At 67.1% G+C, this 21659-nt stretch carries 25 protein-coding genes and 1 tRNA gene; 13 read left to right on the top strand and 13 right to left on the bottom strand.

Annotation, left to right across the window (positions count from 1 at the left end):
* Positions 1–44 precede the first annotated feature (44 nt).
* Both VFB33_04530 and VFB33_04525 read left to right on the top strand, forming a co-directional pair.
* The gene (locus VFB33_04530) at positions 45–848 is read left to right on the top strand and encodes a peroxiredoxin (GenBank protein ID HZO80940.1); all 804 of its coding nucleotides are present in this window, start codon (positions 45–47) and stop codon (positions 846–848) included.
* Entirely contained in the window at positions 845–1414 is a 570-nt protein-coding gene (locus tag VFB33_04525) for a hypothetical protein (GenBank protein ID HZO80939.1), read from the top strand. The genes VFB33_04530 and VFB33_04525 overlap by 4 nt, the downstream gene beginning before the upstream one ends.
* Here the strand turns inward: VFB33_04525 and VFB33_04520 are convergent.
* Together VFB33_04520 and VFB33_04515 are read right to left on the bottom strand one after the other, a co-directional pair.
* Positions 1351–2130 carry a YkgJ family cysteine cluster protein gene (locus VFB33_04520; protein HZO80938.1) on the bottom strand — a complete coding sequence of 260 codons (780 nt, stop codon included), beginning with the start codon at positions 2128–2130 and terminating at the stop codon, positions 1351–1353. The two genes, VFB33_04525 and VFB33_04520, sit on opposite strands and share 64 nt — an antisense overlap.
* A complete protein-coding gene (locus VFB33_04515) occupies positions 2127–2891 on the bottom strand; it encodes a class I SAM-dependent methyltransferase (protein HZO80937.1) in 765 nt (254 codons plus the stop codon). The genes VFB33_04520 and VFB33_04515 overlap by 4 nt, the downstream gene beginning before the upstream one ends.
* On the opposite strand from VFB33_04515, the gene VFB33_04510 reads away from it, so the two are divergent.
* The 3 genes from VFB33_04510 (at position 2890) to VFB33_04500 (ending at position 6106) form a co-directional block, all read left to right on the top strand.
* A complete protein-coding gene (locus VFB33_04510; GenBank protein ID HZO80936.1) occupies positions 2890–3213 on the top strand; it encodes a hypothetical protein in 324 nt (107 codons plus the stop codon). The genes VFB33_04515 and VFB33_04510 overlap by 2 nt on opposite strands.
* Positions 3214–3369: 156 nt before the next feature.
* The gene (locus tag VFB33_04505; GenBank protein ID HZO80935.1) at positions 3370–4554 is read left to right on the top strand and encodes an acyl-CoA dehydrogenase family protein; all 1185 of its coding nucleotides are present in this window, start codon (positions 3370–3372) and stop codon (positions 4552–4554) included.
* Between the two features lie 229 nt (positions 4555–4783).
* Positions 4784–6106 carry an ammonium transporter gene (locus VFB33_04500; protein HZO80934.1) on the top strand — a complete coding sequence of 441 codons (1323 nt, stop codon included), beginning with the start codon at positions 4784–4786 and terminating at the stop codon, positions 6104–6106.
* Between the two features lie 98 nt (positions 6107–6204).
* Here the strand turns inward: VFB33_04500 and VFB33_04495 are convergent, their stop codons facing one another.
* The 6 genes from VFB33_04495 to VFB33_04470 all read right to left on the bottom strand — a co-directional run bounded on the left by VFB33_04495 (position 6205) and on the right by VFB33_04470 (position 12071).
* Positions 6205–6471, bottom strand: a complete 267-nt coding sequence (locus tag VFB33_04495) for a hypothetical protein (protein ID HZO80933.1) — start codon at positions 6469–6471, stop codon at positions 6205–6207.
* Positions 6472–6563: 92 nt separating this feature from the next.
* Positions 6564–7670 carry a rod shape-determining protein RodA gene (rodA, locus tag VFB33_04490; GenBank protein HZO80932.1) on the bottom strand — a complete coding sequence of 369 codons (1107 nt, stop codon included), beginning with the start codon at positions 7668–7670 and terminating at the stop codon, positions 6564–6566.
* Between the two features lie 11 nt (positions 7671–7681).
* A complete protein-coding gene (mrdA, locus tag VFB33_04485) occupies positions 7682–9598 on the bottom strand; it encodes a penicillin-binding protein 2 (protein ID HZO80931.1) in 1917 nt (638 codons plus the stop codon).
* A gap of 2 nt (positions 9599–9600) precedes the next feature.
* Positions 9601–10125, bottom strand: coding sequence for a rod shape-determining protein MreD (mreD, locus tag VFB33_04480; protein ID HZO80930.1), 525 nt, complete (start codon positions 10123–10125; stop codon positions 9601–9603).
* Between the two features lie 13 nt (positions 10126–10138).
* Entirely contained in the window at positions 10139–10990 is an 852-nt protein-coding gene (gene mreC, locus VFB33_04475; GenBank protein ID HZO80929.1) for a rod shape-determining protein MreC, read from the bottom strand.
* A gap of 46 nt (positions 10991–11036) precedes the next feature.
* Positions 11037–12071, bottom strand: coding sequence for a rod shape-determining protein (locus VFB33_04470; GenBank protein ID HZO80928.1), 1035 nt, complete (start codon positions 12069–12071; stop codon positions 11037–11039).
* Between the two features lie 210 nt (positions 12072–12281).
* Between VFB33_04470 and VFB33_04465 the strand changes: the two genes are divergently transcribed.
* The 4 genes from VFB33_04465 (at position 12282) to VFB33_04450 (ending at position 16280) form a co-directional block, all read left to right on the top strand.
* Positions 12282–14195, top strand: a complete 1914-nt coding sequence (locus VFB33_04465) for a SurA N-terminal domain-containing protein (protein HZO80927.1) — start codon at positions 12282–12284, stop codon at positions 14193–14195.
* Positions 14196–14262: 67 nt separating this feature from the next.
* Positions 14263–15093 carry an alpha/beta fold hydrolase gene (locus tag VFB33_04460; protein HZO80926.1) on the top strand — a complete coding sequence of 277 codons (831 nt, stop codon included), beginning with the start codon at positions 14263–14265 and terminating at the stop codon, positions 15091–15093.
* Positions 15094–15343: 250 nt separating this feature from the next.
* Positions 15344–15775: a c-type cytochrome gene (locus VFB33_04455; protein ID HZO80925.1), complete on the top strand. Its 432-nt coding sequence runs from the start codon at positions 15344–15346 to the stop codon at positions 15773–15775.
* Positions 15776–15965: 190 nt separating this feature from the next.
* The gene (locus VFB33_04450) at positions 15966–16280 is read left to right on the top strand and encodes a DUF4352 domain-containing protein (protein ID HZO80924.1); all 315 of its coding nucleotides are present in this window, start codon (positions 15966–15968) and stop codon (positions 16278–16280) included.
* A gap of 25 nt (positions 16281–16305) precedes the next feature.
* On the opposite strand, the gene VFB33_04445 is transcribed toward VFB33_04450, so the two are convergent.
* The 5 genes from VFB33_04445 to larC are packed head-to-tail and all read right to left on the bottom strand — an operon-like array spanning position 16306 to position 19610.
* Positions 16306–17040 carry an NAD(P)-dependent oxidoreductase gene (locus VFB33_04445; protein ID HZO80923.1) on the bottom strand — a complete coding sequence of 245 codons (735 nt, stop codon included), beginning with the start codon at positions 17038–17040 and terminating at the stop codon, positions 16306–16308.
* 19 nt (positions 17041–17059) lie between these two features.
* Entirely contained in the window at positions 17060–17380 is a 321-nt protein-coding gene (locus VFB33_04440; GenBank protein ID HZO80922.1) for a hypothetical protein, read from the bottom strand.
* 58 nt (positions 17381–17438) lie between these two features.
* Complete coding sequence (locus VFB33_04435) at positions 17439–17771, bottom strand: hypothetical protein (GenBank protein HZO80921.1); 333 nt, start codon at positions 17769–17771, stop codon at positions 17439–17441.
* Between the two features lie 11 nt (positions 17772–17782).
* Positions 17783–18436: a radical SAM protein gene (locus tag VFB33_04430; GenBank protein HZO80920.1), complete on the bottom strand. Its 654-nt coding sequence runs from the start codon at positions 18434–18436 to the stop codon at positions 17783–17785.
* Position 18437: 1 nt separating this feature from the next.
* Positions 18438–19610 carry a nickel pincer cofactor biosynthesis protein LarC gene (larC, locus tag VFB33_04425; GenBank protein ID HZO80919.1) on the bottom strand — a complete coding sequence of 391 codons (1173 nt, stop codon included), beginning with the start codon at positions 19608–19610 and terminating at the stop codon, positions 18438–18440.
* Positions 19611–19679: 69 nt separating this feature from the next.
* On the opposite strand from larC, the gene dksA reads away from it, so the two are divergent.
* The 4 genes from dksA to VFB33_04405 all read left to right on the top strand — a co-directional run bounded on the left by dksA (position 19680) and on the right by VFB33_04405 (position 21653).
* Positions 19680–20048, top strand: coding sequence for an RNA polymerase-binding protein DksA (gene dksA / locus VFB33_04420; GenBank protein HZO80918.1), 369 nt, complete (start codon positions 19680–19682; stop codon positions 20046–20048).
* A 34-nt stretch (positions 20049–20082) separates the two neighbouring features.
* Positions 20083–20949 (top strand): UTP--glucose-1-phosphate uridylyltransferase, encoded by an 867-nt coding sequence (locus tag VFB33_04415; GenBank protein ID HZO80917.1) that lies wholly within the window; start codon positions 20083–20085, stop codon positions 20947–20949.
* Positions 20950–20964: 15 nt separating this feature from the next.
* A tRNA-Ala gene (locus VFB33_04410) sits at positions 20965–21040 on the top strand.
* Positions 21041–21200: 160 nt separating this feature from the next.
* Positions 21201–21653: a cupin domain-containing protein gene (locus VFB33_04405; protein HZO80916.1), complete on the top strand. Its 453-nt coding sequence runs from the start codon at positions 21201–21203 to the stop codon at positions 21651–21653.
* The last annotated feature ends 6 nt before the right edge of the window (positions 21654–21659 follow it).

Below are 21659 nucleotides of genomic sequence, written 5' to 3'. Positions count from 1 at the left end.
CCGAGTAGAGGTGCCGGGCGGGTGACGCCACGGGGGCGGCGCTGATGCGGCTGGTGATAATCGCGATGGTCCTTGCGCTCGGCGGGCTGGGCGCGATCGCGTTACGCCCGCGCGTCGCGCGCGCCGCGATGCTGCCGGTGGGGGCGCCCGCACCCGCCTTCCAGAGCCAGGTCATAAGCGGCGACCAGGCCGCACCGGTCAGCCTCGGCGATTTTCGCGGCCGCAAGCTGATTCTGTACTTCTATCCCAAGGATGACACGCCCGGCTGCACCCGGGAGGCGTGTGCATTCCGCGACGGCTACGCGCGCTTTCAGGCGGCGGGAATCTCGGTCCTCGGATGCAGCACCGACAGCGCCGAGTCGCACAAGGCGTTCATCCGCAAATACGGACTGCCCTTTCCGCTGCTGCTCGATCCGGATCACAAAATCGCCCGCGCCTACGGCGCCGACAACGGCATCCCGATTCTCGGGCTCGATCGCCGCGTGACCTACGTCATCGGCGAGGACGGGCGCATCCTGAAGGTGTATGCCGCCGTCGATCCGGCGGTGCATGCCCGGCAGATTCTCCACGACCTCGGCGCCGACCATCCACCGACGCCGACACCCGCGGCGCCCGTGCCCTCGCCGACCGCGGCGGCACCGGCGGCGCGCACAGGCGCGCATCCAAACGCCCGCGCCCGGGTACCGGAAGAAGGGCCCGAAGAAGAAGAGGAGCAGGGCGGGGAAAGCGGGATGGAAGTGCGACCGGAACCGGGCGCGAGCGAACCCGGAAAGGGCGGAAAGGGGGGCGAAGGAGAGTGGGAACGGGAACAACGGCCGCAGCGGCCCGGCCGCCGGGACATCGAATGACCAACCATGCGGGAGCGGAGGCGGCCCGCAGCGCGCCGCGTATCGCAGCGCGGCTCGCACTGGCGGTGTTGATGCCGCTTATGTTTTGGGCGTGCGCCACCCAGCCCAAGCCACCGCCCGAACCGCCGGACATCCCGATGGCGGCGTACACGACGTTCGAGCTGCCGCCGGTCGTCAACGACAGCGGCAATCCAGCCGGTGCCGAGGCGGCGCTGGTTATCGGCCAGGGAATCGCCGCCGAGCTTAAGAGCCGCGGCTACAATATCGTCGCCAGCGCGCCGGCGGAGGCCCAGCCGCTGCTGATAAAGTGCGCGCTCAAGGTTTACCAGCCCGACGCGTCCTCGGGCGGCCGCGGCGCGACCCAGATCACACTCAACGTCAGCTTCACCGACATGAAGAACGGCCACCCGCGCGGCAGCTTCGACGACGCGCAGAACGTCGAGGGCGGCGGCATCGAGACCGATCGCGAAATCCTGCTCGGCTTCGCCCGCGGCGCCGCCATTCAGATCGACGCCCGGGTCAAGCAGGCGCCGCCGCCGCCACCGCCGGTGCCGCCGCCGACGTAGCCGAGACTCGCCGACAGCATCATCGCCGCCGCGGCAACGCACGCACCGTCGCGCTGTGCGTCCGCCATAATGCGCAGCGACGCCAGATGCGCTTCGACCGTCTGCGCCGGGTCGGCGCGGGCACATCCGAGGCCGTCCGGATCGAATAGCGCGTCGATGAGCGGATTGGGGTCGTAGTTCGACTCGGCGAGCGCCTCGCGCACTGCGCACCGCCAGAACTCGCGCGGCTCGACCTTCTCGAAATCGACCAGCTCATCGACCCGGCGGCCAAGGTCGGCGGCCAGCGCATGGTAGCGCGCGCCGGCGTCGAGGTAGGGCGCAACTTCCTGCTCGGCGAGAAACTCCGCTGTCGTGCCGGCCTCGCCATAGACGCCGCGCGAGCCCGCCGCCGGTTCGAGTCGCACGAAGTGCTCGGCCAGCCCGCTGCCGTCGCGCAAGGGCTTGCGCTCCAAGCCCAGAGGATAGAGACGACAGGCGAGCGGGCGTCCGCGATGGACCGTGCAGCGTGCACCTTCGAGCGCCGAGCAGCCTCCGCCCGGAGCGAAGCGCAGCAGCGAGCCGCGCCGCGCGGTGTAGCGCGCCCGCGCCTGAGCGGTCGTAATTCCGGCAGCGCGCGCGAGCCGAATAAGGTCGTAGGGAGCGAGCGTGATGACCTTGTCGCGGCAGCACAGGCCGCATCGGTTGCAGGCGTAGGAAAAGGCGCTCGCCGCATTCATGCCTGTGGTAGACGCCTGCACAAAAACCACGCCTGGCTGCTGGCAAAACCACCGGGAAACCCCAGCGGCGAGAACATCGTCCGCTGCACCGCGAGCGTCTGGCGAATCCGCCGCCGCATCGCGCGCCAGTTGAAACCCTTGTGCCCGTGGAATCCTCCGCCCGCAGACAGGTAAACGGGCCGCTCGATCGCGGTCGTCTCGCGCGCGGTCAGCATCCGCCACAGCTCGCCCACGCTGTAGCGCTCGTTCAGTTTGTAATCATAGATCCGCAGGCCCGCGATCTTGCGAATGATCTGCTTGGCGATCAGCGACGGGCCGATCTCGATCGGCACGCTGATAACAACCAGGCCCGAGGGCGACACCAGCCGCGCCAGCTCGGCCAGCACCGCGTCCACCACGCCGCCAACGCAATGCTCAAGCACCTCCATGCAGGTGACGACATCGTAGGCGCCCGCATGCTCGACCGGGGCCAGCTCGGCGGTAAGCACGAAGCGCAGTCCGGTTGCGGCGTAGCGCTTGCGGCAGTCCGCGAGCTCGTTTGCGTCGGTTCCGGTACCGACGGCGTCGGGAAACAGGTCGCGCACCGCGGACAGGAAAGCTCCATCACCGCATCCATAGTCGAGCAGGCGGCGGCCCGCGTACGGGGCGACGAGCCGGCGCGCGAGCGCAAAACGCGCGCGATGGCTCCAGGAGAGCAGCGGAATCCTGGAGGCGAGCTGCTTGGTCTCATAGTGGCCCGCCTGTTGTGATTGCTCGACCATGATCGGCTTGCATAGCAGGATACCGCACGGGAAAAGGATCGCACATGCGGATCGCGATGGAATTCGAGCTCCCGGCCCGGATCCGCAAGAAGGGCAAGTGGTTTATCTCGATGTTCATTCGCAGGGCCGTACGCGCGGCGAGGCCCAGCGCAACCTCGCCGACGTGCTCGAAGTGCTGCGCGAGTCGCGCTCCGTACCGGCCGCGGAGGCTCGTGCGCTCGAAACTGTCATCGCCAAAGGCGACATCGAGTTGACGGGGCCGCTGCCGTTCATGCTCGCATCGACGCCGGCGCCAGCCGGCGCGGTCATCAGTGCGGCTTGAGAAAAAACGAACTCCGCACGCGCCAGATCAGGGGACCGAGGCTGTTGGACCCGCACGCGGCGCAGCTTCGCCCGAGTCGCCCCTACCGTCGGGGCGGCGGGTCGGCTAGCATCCCGTACGATCGTCATCGACGCCGACAGGGAGCATCCGAGCACGATGGATTTCACCTACACGCCCGAGCAGGAAGCCTACCGGATGGAGGTCCGGCGATGGCTGGAGGCCAATCAACCACCGCCGCTGAGCGCAGAGGAAAAGGAACGCGCCGACGAGGACTTCCTGTGGGAGCGCCTCCGGGCCTGGCACCGAAAGCTCTACGACGGCGGCTGGGCAGGATTGACCTGGCCCAAAGAGTACGGCGGGCGTGCGGCAACTTTCGTCGAGCAGGTCATCTTCCAGCAGGAGCTCGCGCGGCTCAACCTGCCGATGGGATGCAACGTGCTCGGCGTAATCATGACCGGGCCGGCTCTGATGCAATGGGGCACCGAGGCGCAGAAACAGCGCTACCTCCAGAAGATCCTCAGCGCCGAGGAAATCTGGTGCGAGGGGATGTCGGAACCGTCCGCCGGCTCCGACCTCGCCGCGCTCCAGACTCGCGCCACCCTCGACGGCGATTACTTCATCGTCAACGGCCAGAAGGTGTGGACGACGATCGCCCATCGCTCGCACTTCTGCCAGCTCTTCGTGCGCACCGACCCCGAGGTGCCCAAGCACAAGGGATTGAGCTGTTTGCTGGTGGATATGAAATCGCCCGGAGTCAACGTGCGCCCGCTCAAACAGATCTCCGGCGACTCCGAGTTCAACGAAATCTTCTTCGAGGACGTGCGGGTACCCAAGGAGAACCTGCTCGGCCCGCTCAACCAAGGATGGCAAGTGCTGGTCTCCACCCTGATGCACGAGCGCTTCGGGATCAGCGAGACGCTCGGCGGCAGCGAGCAGACGCTCGCGCAGCTGGTCGAGATCGCGCGCGGAGCGCTGATCGACGGGCGGCCAGCGGCCGAGGATGACGAGATCCGCCAGGCCCTCGCGCAGTTCGCGATCGAGGTTGCAGCCAAGAAATACAACGGCCTGCGCGCGCTGACTCGCCGGCTCAAGGGCCAGCTGCCGGGGCCCGAGAGCTCGATTGGCAAGCTGGTCTCGACCGAGCTCAATCAGCGCATGATCAAGTTTTCGGCGCGGCTGCTTGGGGGATTCGCGATGCTCGAGCGGCGCTCGCCGTTCGCGCCCGAGGGCGACTGGCTGCGGCGCATCCTGTACAGCGAGAGCATGACGATCGCGGGCGGGACCTCGGCGGTGCAGAAGAACATGATTGGCGAGCGCATTCTGCAACTGCCCAAAGGCTGAGTGCGGACCGGCGCATCCCTCTCGGCGTGCGCTGCGGCGTCCGCGCATCTCGCTGCCGCACTGTGCGTCTTGTCCCAAGCACGCCGTTCTGTCACAAAGTTTGCCCAACAGCCGTCCCCGAATCTGCCGCATTTGCCCAAATCGCAGGCACAGGGGATGCCGCGCCGCGCCCGGCCCGCACGCTTTTTTTGCGCGCCGACAAGACATCTGGGAGTAGGAGGAATTCGCGATGCCGCGCACGAGGCAGATTGCTTGTCTGGCAGGAGCCGCATCAACAGCCCTGCTGCTCGCCGTCCCCGCCCACGCTGCGGAGGCGCCGGCGATCAACACCGGCGACACCGCCTGGGTGCTGACCTCGGCGGCCCTGGTGCTGTTGATGACCGCGCCGGGGCTGGCGCTGTTCTACGGCGGGATGGTGCGGCGCAAGAACGTGCTCGCGGTCCTGATGCAAAGCTTCATCCTGGCGGCGCTGGTTTCGGTCCAATGGGTGCTTTTCGGCTACAGTCTGGCGTTTTCGCCCGGCAGCGCGCTGATTGGCAGCCTGCACTGGATCGGACTGCGCGCGGTGAGCGCCAGCCAGCCTTATCCCGACTACGCGGCCACCATCCCGCATCAGGCCTACATGGTCTTTCAATGCATGTTCGCGGTGATCACGCCGGCGCTGATCACCGGCGCCTTCGCCGAACGCATCTCCTTCAAGGGCTTTCTGGTCTTCAGCCTGCTCTGGATGACGCTAATCTACGACCCGCTGGCGCATTGGGTATGGGGCGTGGATGGATGGCTGCACAAGCTGGGCGCACTGGACTTTGCCGGCGGCACCGTCGTACATATCTCCTCGGGCACCTCGGCGCTGGCCGCGGTGCTGGTGATCGGAAGGCGGCGCGGCTATCTGCGCGAGCCGATGCCGCCGCATAACCTGACCTTGACCCTGACCGGCGCCGGACTGCTGTGGGTCGGATGGTTCGGCTTCAACGCCGGCAGCGCGGTCGCCGCCAACGGCCTCGCGGTGTCGGCCTTCATCGCGACGCATCTGGGCGCCGCCGCCGCAGCGCTCGGATGGGTAGTGGCAGAGTGGCTCATCGTCGGCAAGCCGACGACGCTCGGCGTGGCGAGCGGCGTGGTCGCCGGGCTGGTCGCGATCACCCCGGCGTCGGGTTACGTCGGTCCGATGTCGTCGATCATCATCGGCGCCGTGGCCGGCGTGGTCTGCTACCTTGCGGTGCGGATGAAGCCGCGGTTGGGTTACGACGACGCGCTGGACGTGGTCGGCGTGCACGGCGTCGGCGGCACCTGGGGTGCGCTCGCGACCGGGCTGTTCGCCAGCAGCGCGGTCAATTCGGCGGGCGCCAACGGCCTGTTCTTCGGCAACCCGGGTCAGTTGCTGGTGCAGTTGGTAGCGGTCGCCGCCAGCATCTCGTTCGCTTTCGTCGGCAGCCTGATCCTGCTCAAGCTAACCGAAGCGCTGGTCGGACTGCGGGTGAGCGACGAGGCCGAAGTGATGGGGCTCGACCTCAGCGAGCACGACGAAAGCGCCTACGACCTCGGCGCGTAGGCGGCGCGTAGATTCCGGGCCGATCGCGGCGGCTGCGCGCGGGCTGTGCCAACAGCGTCGCGCGTGCCGCGGCGGCGTGAAGCTGCGGCGTCTGCCCCTCAGCGCTGCATCGCCTGGAACAGCAGCGGCGCCGCCTCGGACATGATCTCGCCGACGATCTCGGAAAGCGGCTTGGTCGGGATCGCCAGCTTCTCGGCCAGCGAGCGCATGATGCGCAGGTAGTGCTGCTTGGTCTCGGCGCTGATGGCGCCGAGCCGCTCGCCTTCCATCACCTCGATGAAGCGGCGGTGAACCTCGTAAATCTCGCGGTCAATCGGAGCGGATAATGTCGCGGGCGGTTGCGATTTGCTGCCCTTGCTCGCCATCGTTGGATGCACCCTCAAAAGACCGGGCGCGTCGCGCGCACCCCTTGAACAGACCTATATAGCGCCGCCGCGGCCCGCCAGCTACCGGCGCCTCAGAACAGATAGCGGCGGGTGTTGATGCTGATCAGCACCCCCATCGCGGCCATCATCGCGATCAGCGACGAGCCGCCGTAACTGACCATCGGCAACGGGATACCCACCACCGGCAGCATTCCGCTCGCCATCCCGATATTGATCACGACCTGCCAAAAAACGACCGCCGTCAGGCCAACCGCCAGCAGCACGCCGAAGCGGTCGCGCGCGTGGCGCGCGATCCACAGCCCGCGCGCAACCACCCCCGCATATAACGCCATCAGCAGGATCGAACCCGCAAAGCCGAACTCCTCTGCGAAGACGGCAAAGATGAAGTCGGTGGTCTGCTCGGGCAGGAAATTCAGCCGCGCCTGGGTGCCCTTGAGGAAGCCCTTACCCCACGCGCCCCCGGCGCCGATCGCGATTTCGGACTGGATTATGTGATAGCCGGCACCCAGCGGATCCGATTGCGGGTTGAGGAAGCTCACCAGGCGCTGCTTCTGGTAGGGCTTGAGGAAATGCCATCCGGCGGGCGCCGCCAGCGCCGCCGCCAGCATCGCCGCAATCAGCACCCGCCCGTTGAGTCCGCCAACGAAGATCAGCGTCCCGCTGGCCAGCACCAGGATGATCGCGGTGCCGAGGTCGGGCTGCTTGAGCACCAGCGCGGTGGGCACACCGAGCAGAAGCGCCGGGATAATCATCTGGCGGAAGCTGAAGCCACCGCGCGGCGGCTCCTCGCGCAGATAGCGCACGATCACCAGTACCAGCGCGAGCTTGGCCAGCTCCGAGGGTTCGAGCTTGAAGAAGCCCAGGTTGAGCCAGCGCCGCGAGCCGCCGCTCGCGTGCCCCGCCGCCATCACCGCGCCCAGCAGCACGATCGTTCCCGCATAAAGCGGGTAGGCGTAGGTAGCGAGCGCGCGGTAGTCGAAGACCGCCGCCGCCGTCATCAGCGCCGTCCCTACCCCGATCCAGATGAGCTGGCGCACCACCAGCGGGTCCAGCCCGTGTTGGCGCGGCGCGCCCCAGGTCGCGCTCAGCACGCTAAGCAGGCCGAGCGCGGCCAGCCCGAGCGCCATCGTAAACAGGGTCCAGTCGAAGTGATAGACCAGCCGCCGATCCAACGCCATTGCGAATGATCCTACCGCGCCGCGATCGAACCCGGGGGCGGCCCCTGCGGAGCCGGCGGTGCGGCCGGCGCCGGCGCCGCCGGACGGCCGCCGCCGGGCGGATAGAGCTGGAAGAACTTCTGGAGCACGTCGTGCACGACCGGAGCCGCCGAGCTGCCGCCATGGCCGCCATGCTCGATCACGCAGGCGATCGCGATCTGCGGATGGTTGGCGGGCGCGTAGGCGATGAACCATGCGTGGTCGCGATACTTGAGCGGCTGCTTGTCCTCGGGAATGCGGGCGTTGCCCGCCTCCTTGACCACCTGCGCGGTGCCGGTCTTGCCGCAGACTTCGATGCCGTCGAGGTGGGCGGCGTGGCCGGTGCCGCCGGGGCCGTTGACCACGTCGCACATCGCGTCGCGCACTATGTCGAGCACCTCGGGATCGATCGCCAGGCGTCGTGCGACCACCGGCGCAAAGCGTTTGACCGCCGAACCGTCAAGCGCCTCGATCTCCTTGACGTACTGCGGTTTGTAGCGCACGCCGCCGTTGGCGATCTCGGCCGCCAGCATCGCCATCTGCAACGGCGTCACCGCGACGTAGCCCTGCCCGATCGCAACCGACAGCGTCTCCGCCGGGTACCATCGCTGATGGAACCGCTGCTCCTTCCACAGCGAGGAGGGGATGATGCCGGCGCGCTCATGGTCGAGGTCGATCCCGGTCTTTTCACCCAGCCCGAGCGCATGCGCCCACCGGGCGAGGCGGTCGATGCCGAGGCGGATGCCGACCTGGTAGAAGAACACGTCGCACGAGGCGACGATCGCGCGATGGACCGAAAGCGTGCCGTGGCCCTGCTTGCGCCAGCAATGGTACTCGCGGTTGCCGTACCATAGCCCGCCCGGACAGTAGTAGGTGGTCTCCGGCGTCAGCGTGTGCTCTTCCATCGCCGCGATCGCATCGACCAGCTTGAAGGTCGAGCCCGGGGGATAGATGCCCTGGATCGCGCGGTTCTCCAGCGGATGGTTGGCGTCGGTGGTCAGCGCGCGCCACTGCACCGGCGTTATCCCGTTGGAGAAGACGTTGGGGTCGAAGCTCGGATGCGAAACCATCGCGATGACGTAGCCGGTATTGGGGTCGACCGCGACCAGCGCGCCCGACTGGCCGCCCATCGCCTTCTCGGCCGCCTCCTGCACGTCGAGATCGATGCTGAGTACGACGCTGTCGCCGGGCGTTTCCGGAATCTCGCGCAGCAGCCGCAGGCGGCGGCCGACCGAATCGACCTCGATCTCCTGTCCGCCCGCCTGGCCGCGCAGCCTGCCCTCGAAGACCCGTTCGAGGCCGAACTTGCCGATTTCGTCCCCCATCCGATAGTTCGGCATATGATTGAGGTCGCTCAGCGTGACCTCGCCCACGTAGCCCAGCATATGGGCCGCGACCGAGCCGTAGATATAATGGCGCTGCGGCAGGACTTCGAGGCTGACGCCCGGCAGCTGGAGCTGATGGGTTTCGAGCGCGACGACCTGGCGCCAATCAAGATGCTCTTCGACCGTGACCGGATCGAAGGGCGGACGCCCGTCGTCCTCGGCCTCGCTGAGTTTTTCCGCGACATTGTCCTGGCCGAGGTAATTCTCCAGCCGCGCGACGGTCTGCTTGACGTCGCGTACGTCCTCGGGAACCATCACCGCCTCGAACGACGGCCGCGTGTCAACCAGTGGGCGGTGGCGGGTGTCGAAGACCAAACCGCGCAGCGCGGGCAAGCGGTGGATGCGGATTCGGTTGCGGTCGGCGAGCTGGACGTATTCCTTGTGGCGGATGATTTGCAGGTAGTACAGCCGTACTGTCATCACCGCCAGCACCGCCGCCACCACCACCGAGAGCGCGGCCAGCCGCGGCTCTAAACGGGGAACCGCGCGCTGCGCCTTGCTGCGGTAGTAGTGCCAGCGCGCCACGCTTACATCCCTCGTGCGGCGTAGCCGCGCGCGCGCCGCCGGGGCTGGCTGAGCCCGATCGCCACGCGTAGCCGCGCGATCAAGGCAAAAACGGGTGGCGCCACAAGCGCGGTCAGCGCCGCCTGGAGCAGCGCCCCGGGCAGCAGCATCCCAAGCTGGGCCGGCGCCCGAAACTGACTATCGATCAGATAGCCGCCCAGGTTCTGAACCAGCACCGCGAGGAAGACCAGCACCGCGCCGGCCCGCGCTCCGACGGCTGTCGTATGCGCGCCCACCTCGTAGGCCATCAGGAAGACAAAGGTTACCACAAAGGTGTTGACTCCGAGCTGGGCGCCCGAAAACGCGTCCATCGCATAGCCCATCGCGAACGCCATCACCAGCGCAAGCGCCCGGCGATGGCGCAGGCCGAGGTCCACGGCGAGGATCAGCACGAAGTCGGGGACCAGCGCACTCAGCGGCAGCCAGCGCGCGGCGGTGGTTTGAAGCGCCAAGGCAACGAAGGTCAGAGCGGCGAACAGCGCGACCAAGCGCACGAACCTCTCAACCCCTGGGCATCACCGGCGGCGGTTCGGGAATCCGCTGGGTCACCACCAGCACCTGCTCGAGGTTGTGAAAATCGGCCGCCGGCGCGACCTCGACGGTCAGGAACAAGCCCGGCCCTTCGCGTCGCACCGCGGTAACCTCGCCGACCAGCAGCCCGCGGGGAAAGATCCCGTCCAGGCCCGACGTGACAATTGTATCCCCAGCTTTAACATCCTCCGAGCGGTCGACGTACTTCATCACCAGCCCGTCCTCGACCACGCCGGCGATGATGCCGCGCACGCGGCTGCGCTGATCGAAGGCGTCGAGCGCCGAGTTATGGTCGTCTATCAGCAGCACGCGCGAGGAGCTCGGCCCGACCGCGATGATCTTGCCGACCACGCCTGCGGTCGACAGCACCGCCATCCCGGGAGAGAAGCCCTGGTCCGCGCCGCCTTCGAGCACCAGGCTGCGCGCCAGACCCGAGGCGTCAGCGCCGATCACGTTGGCCGCCGCCGCCTTGAGCGCGAGCGCCTGCTTGAGTTCGAGCAGGTCGCTGAGGTGGCGGTTTTCGGCCTCCAGCTCGGCCAGCCGCGCCTGCTGCGCCTGTTCGCGGGCGAGCGCGGCGCGCAACCGCAGGTTCTCTTGGCGTACGCCGACGAGGTCGAAGTAGTCATGGAAGATGCCGTCCGCGCCGCCGGCCATGCGCGAGATCGCCGTCTGCACCGGCGCCAGCGCTGCCATCACCAGCCCGCGCGGCCGGGCCGCGCGCTGGTCGGGACGCACTCCGCTCCACAGAAGGTGTATCGAGAGCAGCAGCAGGGCCGCGCCCAGCAGCGGAACGCGGTTGCGCCACAGGAAGTAGTTTTTCACCGCATTGCGCTTCGGCGATGCGTCAGGACGCCATCGTCCGCTCGCGTCAGTCCACCGTCACGTCGCGCAGCAGCGAGATTTCGTCGAGCGCCTTGCCCGCGCCCATGACGACCGCGGTCAGCGGGTCGTCGGCCAGCGTGACCGGCAACCCGGTTTCCTCGCGCAGCAGGACGTCGAGGTTGCGCAGCAGGGCGCCGCCGCCGGCCAGCACGATTCCCTTGTCCACGATGTCGGAGGCGAGCTCGGGCGGCGTGCGCTCGAGCGCGATGCGGACCGACTCGACCACCTGATGGACCGGCTCCATCAGCGCCTCGCGGATCTCCTCGTCGGTAATCTCGATGATCTTGGGCACACCCGCCACCAGGTCGCGCCCCTTGATCTCCATGGTCTGGATCTCGTTGCCCGGGTAGGCCGAGCCGATGGTGATCTTAATCAGCTCGGCGGTGCGCTCGCCGATGAGCAGGTTGTACTTGCGCTTGATGTGATGGATGATCGCCTCGTCCATCTTGTCGCCGGCCACCCGCACCGAGCGCGAGAACACCACGCCGGCGAGCGAGATCACCGCGACCTCGGTGGTGCCGCCACCGATATCGACGATCATGTTGCCGGAAGGCTCGGTGATCGGCAGCCCGGCGCCGATCGCCGCCGCCATCGGTTCTTCGATCAGATAGACTTCGTGGGCTCCGGCCGCCTCGGCCGACTCGCGCACCGCGCGCTTCTCGACCGCGGTAATGCCGAAGGGGACGCAAATCACGATGCGCGGGCGGGCGAGAAACTTGCGGTTGTGGGTCTTCTGGATGAAGTGGCGAAGCATGTTCTCGGTGATCTCGAAATCGGCGATCACGCCGTCCTTGAGCGGACGGATCGCGACGATCGAGCCCGGCGTGCGCCCCAGCATCTTCTTGGCCTCGGCGCCGATGGCGAGCACGCGGCGCGCGCCGCGGGAGTCCTTCTGCACCGCGACCACTGAAGGCTCGTTGCACACGATGCCTTCGCCCTTGACGTAGATGAGCGTGTTGGCCGTGCCGAGGTCGATGGCGAGATCGTTGGAGAACCAACCGAAGATTGAATTGAATACCACCGAATCGCCCCCCTGCCCGCCCGGTCCGTCTCCCCGCCTCCGGGCCTCCGCACCGCCCTCACGTCCGCCCTTGGGGCTCCGGGCTTCGCGCGGCAAAGATTGATTTTTGCGTGCCCGAAACCACCAAGAAAGTTAACAGACGCGCATCTGCTGAGGCAAGGCGCTGACCGAATTGCGCGGCAGAAAATAGCGAAATATGATTGGTGCGTAATGCTCGACCTGATGCGCAAGCACGCCTATTCGTGGACGATCCGCGCGATCGTGATTGCGCTCATCGCCGTTTTCGCGTTCTGGGGCGTCGGCACCGGCTTCTTCACCCGCATCAAGCCGGTGGCCACCGTGGATGGCCATCAGATCCTGTCCAAGGACGTTGAGCACGAGGCCGAGCAGATTCGCCGCCGTCTCCAGCAGGTCTACGGCGCCGAGGCGGCGCAAGTGCTGGCTCGCTTCAACGTCCGCCAGGAGGCTCTCGACCAGCTCATCGATCAGCAACTTGTGCTCGATGAAGCCCATCGTTTGGGGCTTAAGATCGGCGACGCTCAATTGGAGCAGGCGATCGCGTCGCAGGCCGCCTTCCAGGTCGGTGGCCGCTTCGACTTCCAGGCCTACCAGCAGGTGCTGCGCGCAAACGGCTTGCACCCGGCCGAATACGAAGCCGACACCCGCCTTCAGTTGCTCCAAGAGCTGATGCGGCGGATGGTCAGCCAGAGCGTCGAAATCAGCGACTCCGAGGCGCACCAGGAGTACGACCGGCTCAATCTCAAGCTGGCGCTGGCCTACGTCGAAATCCCTTACTCCGGCTTCGTTCCTTCGATGACGCCGACCCAGAAGCAGGTTGAGGACTACTACAACCAGCATCGCGAGCAGTTCCGCGAGCCCGAGCGGATTCAGTTCGACTTCATCCGCTACGATCCCGACCAGATGGGCGCCAAGTTCAACCCCTCGGACAAGGAAATTGAGGACTACTACAAGCGCTACCGGGATCAGAATTTCACCCATCCCGAACAGGTCCGCGCGCGCCATATCCTGATCGCCGTGCCCGCCAACGCCGCGCCCCAACAGAAGCAGGCCGCCAGAGCCAAGGCTGAGGACATCCTCAAGCAGCTCAAGGCGGGCGCCGATTTCGCCAAGCTTGCCCGACAATACTCGGACGATCCGGGCTCCAAAAACAACGGCGGCGAGCTCGGTTACTTCTCGCAGGGCGAGATGGTCAAGCCGTTCGCCGAGGCCGCCTTCAGACTGCGGCCGGGCGAGATGACCATTGCGGAGACCCAGTTCGGTTTCCACGTCATCGAGGTCGAAGACCACAAGCTCGCCCACGTTGACACGCTGGAGGAGGCGCGGCCGAAGATTATCGAGGGCCTGCGCCATCGCGAAGGCGCCGAGGCGGCCCATCAAGCCATCGACCAGGACCTCGCCGCCGCGCTGGACGGCAAGGGGATGGCTCAGCTGGCCGAGAAGCGCGGCCTCAACGTTATCCGCACGCCATATCTCGCCATCGACCAGCACACCCCGGAGATAGACGACCCGCGCGTGATGCAGGAGGCATTCAAGCTGAACCCCAACGACGTGCGCGTGATCAACGGCCGCAACGCGTCTTTCCTGGTCAAGCTCATCGCGCGTGCGCCTAGCTACATTCCCAAGCTCGCCGACGTCCAGAGCAAAGTGCGTGCGGCATTGGTGCGCGAGATGGCTGAGGCCAAAGCGCAGGAGCAGGCTGCAGCCTTCATCAAGCAGGTCAAAGCCCCTGCCGATTTCGACAAGGTCGCCGCCGAACTCAAATTGCAGGTCCGGACGACCGGTGATTTCTCGCGCGCCGAGGGCTCGATACCGACGATCGGCGCCTTTTCCGACGCGGTCGAGGCGGCCGCGCTCGAGCCGACGGTTCCCGGCCTGGTCGGACACCCGCTCGCGCTGGACGGCAACGCCTACGTCTTCGAGGTGCAGAAACGGGCTGAGCCCGACGACGCGCAATGGAAACAGGCAAAGGATTCGTTCATCGAACGGCTGCGCAAGGAGCGCCAGATGCGGGCGTGGGCCAGCTTCGTCCAGAACCTGCGTGCGCGCGCCCAGATCACGGTCCATCCGGACCTCATCGGCCAACCCACTGAATCCTCGATGTAAGCGGCGGCTCGCCCCGGCTTTCGCGCAGAACAAAATGAGTGAGAGGGTGCAAAGCCCGACGCAGTCAATGAGTAATTCGTCCGACGACGATCCTCACCCAACCCGCTCGACGGTCGATACCCGTGAGTTTTTCTTTCCCGGCGCGGGCGTGAGCGCCCTGCTCGTCCATGGGCTCAGCGGCACGCCTTACGAGATGCGCTTTTTGGGCGAACGGCTCGCTGCCGCCGGAGTGCGGGTGTGCGGCGTGCGGCTGGCCGGTCACGCGGCCGAGCCACAGGACCTCGGCGCGGCGACACACGCGCAATGGTACGAGAGCGTGGTCGAGGGCTTCGAGCGGCTGCGCCAGTTCGGCGATCCCAACGTCGTTATCGGACTCTCGATGGGCGGCGTGCTGGCGGCGCGCCTGGCGGCGGATCAGCGCGAAGCCGTGGCCGGGGTCGTGATGCTGTCGCCGGCCTTTTTCTTGCCGCTGTGGATACGAGCGGCGCTGCGCGCGGTGCGCGCGCTGGGTCCGTTCGCCAGCCGCATCTATCTGCGCTGCGCCGGCGCCGACATCCACGACGATGCCGCCCGCAGCGTGCATCCTTCGACGCCGCTGATGCCGCTGAGCGCGGTGTTCGAGTTGCTCGATCTCTCCGCCGGCGTGCGCGCGCGACTTGGCCGTGTGACGCAGCCGGCGCTGATCATCCATAGCCGTCAGGACCACGTCTGCCCGGCCGACAAAAACGTCGAATTCGTCCTCGCCCATTTGGGGAGCTTGCAGAAGCGCGCGATCTATCTCGACAAAAGCTTCCACGTGATCACGGTGGATAGCGAGAAGGAGCGCGTCGCCGCCGAGGTGGTCGAGTTCGCCGCCTCCTTTCGTCCGGGCGTCCAGCCCGCAAGCGCGCTCGGATAGGCCCCCATCCGTCCGGCGCGCCCGCCAAACGCGCTCCCGGCGCGCCCGCCTCCGACGTCGCTGGACGCCGCCGAGGTGGAGAAATCCCCCAAGGCAGCGGCTTGTTTGCCACACGCACTTAGGGTAAAGGTCGTCTGCCGCTGATTTTGGCTGTGGTTTCGTCGGCATAACTTAACCGTCTGCCTAGCAGTATCGACGCGATGGAGAGTGGAGAGGAACCGCGAAGGGAGGAGAGCTAATGAGAAGCAGGTTGGGGCATCTGACCGACTGTCTTGCGCTGGGGTTGATGATCTCCGCCGGAATGGCGTTGCTGCCGGGCACGGCGGCCGCCCAGCAGAGGCTGGGTTATCCGGCCGGCAGAGGCACCTACATGAGGGACTGCGCGGTTTGCCACGGCAAGGACGGCAAGGGCGACGGGCCGTACGCCACGATGCTGACCAAGAAGCCGGCGGATCTGACCGTGCTGTCCAAGAATAACAACGGCACGTTCCCCGCCCCGCGCATTGCCCGCATAATCGACGGTCGCGAGGAAGTTGCTGCACACGGCACCCGTGACATGCCCATCTGGGGCGAGCGCTTCGGTGAGGCGGCGCGCGCGGCAGGCAGCAACCCGGCGCCGACCATCGCGAGCCAGCGCATCCAATTGCTGCTCCAGTACCTGAATACGATTCAGGAAAAGTAGCTTCCACACCGCCTCGGACGGACCCGAAGCGGACGCTTCGTTCCGGCCGGACTGTCTCCGAAAGACTACAGGCGCGGGGCCCGCTCGGGCCCCGCGCCGTCGTTTTCAGCCCTCCGTGCCTGTGCCATCAGCCGGTGTCCGGTTGGCGGGGTTTTTGCTCTTTTAGGGCAAAGGCCGAAGCCTACCAACGATGGAGCCGGGGCGCGGCGCCCGCTTCGTCTTGATCACTCACACTGTTGTCAACCACGGCACGAACTACATTGCGGTGAATCCCCTGACGCTGCGCCTGGTGACCGCCGATCGCACACGGTACGACGTCGATCTGCCCGCAACTTACGCGCTCAGGATGGAGCGCATGATCGGAGCTTCGGGCGACGGCAGCGGTGGCGAGTTGGCCGGCGGCGGCTCCGGCACCTACGTCGTGGTCTTCCGCGTGCCCGACGATGTCGCGCGCGGAAAGCTCAGCGTCGTAATTCGCGGCCGCGCAAGCGTCGAAGTGGACTAGGATAGCGTGATCGCACTCGCCCTGGTCAGCCGACGGCGTTGTCGAGCCTGAAAGCGGGATCCCAGCCCAACTCGCGGCGCGCCTTGGCGATCGAAACCGCGCCGTCGTCGTCGGCGACGTTGTAGACCCCGGGCCCGCCGCGCTCGAGCGCGAGCACCGCCGCCCACGCCGCCGCATCGACGTGCACCCCGGGCCGCCGGGGCGGGGCGTCGAATCCGGTGCCCGGCCCGTAGAACATCCCGTAGCGCAGGACCAGGCCGCCGAGTCCCGGCGTCGCGGTGGTCAGCCGCTCAAGAGTGGTCACGCCCTCCATCGTCGCGTGCATCACGCCTTCGGCGCCCCGTAGGAGCGGGTGGCTCTCCGCATGCGGTTCGGGGCCCGGCGCATAGACGAACGCGATACTCTGCGCGACCATCCGGCGCACACCCGCCCGCAGCGCCGCCTCGACAAGGTTGCGCGTCCCCTCTATCCGCAGTCGCGCGTTGCGCATCAGCCCCTCAGCCATCAACTCAGCCTTAAGAGCAGCAGGCAGGTCGGTTAACTGATGGACGATGACGTCGGGCCGCGCCGCCGCTACCGCCGCGCAAAGTGCGTCGGCGTCATAGACATCGACGACCACCGGCTCGATCCCGGCGGCGCGCAGGCTTTGCGCCTTCGCTTGCGAGCGCGTTGTGCCGGCGACGTCGTGGCCTGCGCGCCGCAGCAGCGGCAGCATCCGGCGTCCCACCGCTCCCGTCGCTCCGGCCAGGAAAATCCGCATCGCAGCCACTCCGCCGCGCCTACGACGCCGGGTAGTGCTCTTCGAGCAGGTACTTCACGTCGGGCCGATGGAGCACCTCGATGAAGCAGATCTCGCTCGCCGCGTTGAGATCGACGATCAGAAAGCCTTCCATCGCGGGGAGCTCGACCGTGCTCGCCACCTTGACCTCGGCGGCGGTGGCGAAGCTGGCGCAGTTGTCGTCGCCGCAGTCGCAGATCGACTCGATGCGCAGCGTGCGGAGCTGCTCGCCGAGCGGTTCGGCGCCACGCTCGCGCAGCAGAAACGCGATCTCCTCGACCAGATCGGGCAGAACGTCGGTGAGCAAGGGTCCCGGGGGCATGCGCTCAAGCCTAGCCGCAAGCCGCCGTCGGATCAAAGTCGCACTTCGGCGCGATCGTTCAGGGCGCGGGCGGCTCGCCGAGGTCGCTGAGGTCGAAGGCGCAGTATGGGCACTCGGTCGAGAAGTGAAAGCCCAGCGGCAGGCCGCGATTGACGAAGAACGGATTGCCGCATTGCGGACAGGCCGCGCGCCACGCGCGATAGACCAGCCATCCCCCGAACCCCGCGATCGGCGCGAGCACGAAGTCGAAAGCGTCGGCGCCGCCGGCCCGGCCGGGATAGGTGATGAATTCGACGACCCACCAGAGCACGAACAGTGCGGCGACCGCGCCGAGGCCGATTCGTATCTGGCGTATCCGTTCCGGCGTTATCTGATGCCCTGGATCCGCCATGGCCGTCCCGCTCAGACCCCACGCGCCTGCGGGGGCCAGATGTGTTTGTGCATCTGGAGCTGCATCCGCACCGGCAGCCGGTCGGCCAGAATCCATCCGGCCAGCCGCGCCGGGTCGAGCCGTCCGAACACGCAGCCCATCAGCACTGCGTTGACGCGCGCCGCCAGCCGGTGTTCGCCAATAACGCCGCGCGCCCATTCGTAGTCGGCGCGGTCGGCGATTACGAACTTCACCTCGTCGCGCGGCGTCAGATACTCGAGGTTGCGCCAGAGGTTGCGCGCCGACTCGCCGCTACCCGGGCACTTGAGGTCCATCACCTTGACCACCCGCGGGTCAAGCCGGCTCACGTCGCTCGCGCCCGAGGTCTCGATCAGCACCGTGCGGCCGGAGGCGAGCAGGCGCGCGACGAGCGGATAGACGCCGGGCTGGAGCAGCGGCTCGCCGCCGGTGATCTCGACCAGCTCGCATCCGTACTCGAGCAGGCGCGCGGCGGCCTCCTCGACCGTCATCGTCCGCCCCTCGTAGAAGGCGTACTCGGTGTCGCACCAGACGCATCGCAGGTTGCATCCGGTCAGCCGCAGGAAAGCGCACGGGCGCCCGGCCCAGGTCGATTCGCCCTGGATGCTGAAGAAGATCTCGTTGACGCGCAGCCGTTCGCCCGCCATCTCAGGAGATCCGCCGGCGCGCCGCCGCGTGCGCCTCCTCGAGCACCGCGCGCAGCGCAACGTTGCTTTCGCGCGCGATCCGTTTGCAATCGTCGTACTCCGGCGCGACCGTGACCGTCTCGCCGCCGCGCGATAGCTTGGCCCGCACGCGACCCCATCGGGTGTCCACCTCGATGATCTCGCGCGCGAGCTTGAGCCGGGCCACCGGATGGTAGCGCAGGCCGATGGTGGAGGTTTCGACGAAGAGCACCGCGGCGATCCGCTCGCGCGCGGAGGGCTCCGCGAGCACCGCGACCGTGATCGCGGGGCGGCCCTTCTTCATGATCGTGGGCGTTAGCGTCACGTCGCGCGCCCCGGTCTCGAGCAGCCGCTCGACGACGTGATCGTATATCTGTGGATTGAGGTCGTCGATATTGGCCTGGATTTCGACGAGCTCGTCGGCCTCGTACTGCGGCTCGCGCTCGCCGAGCATCAAACGCAGCACATTGGGCCGGTCGGCGAAGTCTTTGGTTCCGGCGCCGTAGCCGACGCGCTCGACTCTAAGCCCCATCGCGGCTGGCGCCGGCCGCGCCAGCGCGCACACGATCGCGGCGCCGGTCGGCGTGACCATCTCGGCTTCGCCGTCGCCCATCCGCACCTCGAAACCGGCGAGCAGCTCGGCCGTCGCGGGCGCCGGCACCGGGATTACGCCGTGGCGCGAGCGCACGAAGCCGCGGCCCATCGGCAACCCGGAGACGAACGCCTCGCCGATCGCGAGCCGCTCGAAGCACCAGGCGGCGCCGACCACGTCGATGATCGCATCCACCGCGCCGACTTCGTGGAAGTGAACCTCGGCGGGGCTCGTGCGATGGACCTTGGCTTCGGCCTCGGCGAGTGCGGCGAAGATCTTAAGGGCGCGATCCTTGACGCTGCGCTCGAGCGTGGTCGCGCGTTCGACGATTTCGCGGATGTCGTCGAAATGGCGCTCGGGCTGGAGCGGCGCGGCCTCGACCTCGAACTTGAGCGCGGAGATTCCGCTCACGGTTTTGCGTCGCACTGCCACGCGCCAGCCCTCGAGCGGCAGCGCGCCGAGCGCGGCCCGCAATTCGCCGAAGTCGGCGCCGCTATCCAGCATCGCGCCGACGATCATGTCGCCGCTCAGCCCCGAGAATGCGTCGAAGTAAGCCGTCTTCACAGCGAGCCCTGTTTACATAGTAATAGGGCGGAACTACAATAACAGTCCTCTGCTGCGCGGTCCGCGTCCATGAGGCAAAGGGAGCTTAATTTTTTCCGCCGCCTGCTCGAGGACCGCAAGCGCGAGATTCTGGAGGAAGCCGAGCGAGCGCTTGGTGCGCTCAACACCAAGTCCGAGGAGGCCTGCGCCGACCCCACCGATCGCGCCTCGCTCGAATCCGACCGTGCCTTCCTGCTCAGGATGCGCGATCGCGAGCGCAAGCTGCTGAGCAAGATCGACGAAGCCTTCGCGCGCATCGAGGGCGGCAGCTACGGCCTGTGCGAGGAATGCGGGGATCAGATCGGAATCGAGCGGCTGCGGGCGCGTCCGGTGACCACGCTGTGCATCAGTTGCAAGTCGGCGCAGGAGGCGCGCGAGCGCCAAGGTTTCACCCGCTGATCGCCCGGACTTCCTTCCACAAGTCAGGCACGCGATGAAAGTCCGCAAAGCCGTGATCGTGGCGGCCGGGCTCGGCACGCGCATGCTGCCCGCCTCCAAGGTCATCCCCAAGGAGATCCTGCCGGTCGTCGATCGCCCGGCTATCCAGGTCGTGGTCGAGGAGGCAGTCGCTTCGGGCATCGAGGAGGTCGTCATCGTGGTCGCGCCCGGGCGCACGCTCGTGCTGGACCACTTCGAGCCCGCCGTCGAACTGGAGCGCCATCTTGAGGAGCGCGGCAAGTACGATCTGCTCGCGATGGTGCGGGCGACCAATCCGGCCGTGCGCATCACGCCCGCAACTCAGGAACGGCCGCTCGGCCTGGGCCATGCCGTGCTCCAGGCGCGCGCGGCGGTCGGCGACGAACCGTTCGCGGTGATCCTGCCCGACGATATCTTCGACGCCGACCCGCCCTGCCTGCGCCAGCTGATCGCGGTGGCCGAGGAACGCGACGCGCCGGTGGTCGCGCTGATGCGCGTAGCGCATGCCGACATCTCGAAGTACGGAATCGTCGAGGCGACCACCGCCGGCGAGCGGCTGTACCGACTGCATGGGATGGTGGAGAAGCCGGAACCGGCCAAGGCGCCGAGCAACTTCGCGATCATGGGCCGCTACGTGCTGACGCCCGAGGTTTTCGAGCTGCTCGCTGCGGGCAAGCCGGGCGCGGGCGGCGAGCTCCAACTCACCGACGCGCTGCGTGCGCTCAGCCAGCGGCGGGCGATGTACGGTTACGAGGTCATCGGCACGCGCTACGACCTCGGCGACCGCTTCGGCTTCCTCGCCGCGCAGGTGGGCTTCGGATTGAAACGGCCGGAGGTCGCTGATAGGTTGCGAGCCTATCTCCGAAGCGTGGTTTCGACCTAGAATTTCCGCTCGGGTGGGGCAGTAGCTCAGCTGGGAGAGCACCACGTTCGCAACGTGGGGGTCGAGGGTTCAAATCCCTTCTGCTCCACCATCCAGTCTCACGCTCCTCGGACATCGCAGAGAATTGCTCTAACGGCGCGCGTGCACGCGTGATTGCGCCGCCCCGGGCGCGCGGCCGCCGGCGGTATGCCTTGTCAGTGGTTGTGAAAGGTGCCACTCTCGGGGCCAAATTCCACAAGAGGGAACGAACCATGTCGCTTCCGCAGGACATCAGCCCGTGCAACAGCCAAATAATGGATTCGCTGACCCGGGCTTCGCAGATGGAATGGATTCCCATGCCCGACGACCCCGAGCGGGCGTTCATGAAGATCCTGTGGACCGGATCGGAGTCCGGCGCGTGGGCAGTCCTGCTGCGCTGGCTCAAGGGCTACACGGCGCCGGCGCACAAGCACCTCAGCGGCGCTCACACCTTCGTGCTGTCGGGCAAGCTCCAGGTGCGCACCGGAATCCTTCAGGCCGGGGATTACCTTTACGAGGCCAACGGCATGGTGCACGGGGCAACCACCGCGCTCGAAGACACCGAGTATCTGTTCATCTGCAACGGCCCGGTGTTGTTCTTCGACGAGAACAAGTTCACCTCGTATCTCGGCTGGGAAGAGCTTCGAAGAATTCAGGAAGCGATGCCGCGACGTTCGGCCGCCTGAATCTTC

The organism is Candidatus Binataceae bacterium (genome assembly GCA_035650475.1).
Lineage (GTDB): Bacteria > Desulfobacterota > Binatia > Binatales > Binataceae > JAKAVN01.
The sequence above is the reverse complement of the archived record's forward strand: the minus strand, read 5'-3'. Positions and strand labels throughout refer to the sequence as shown.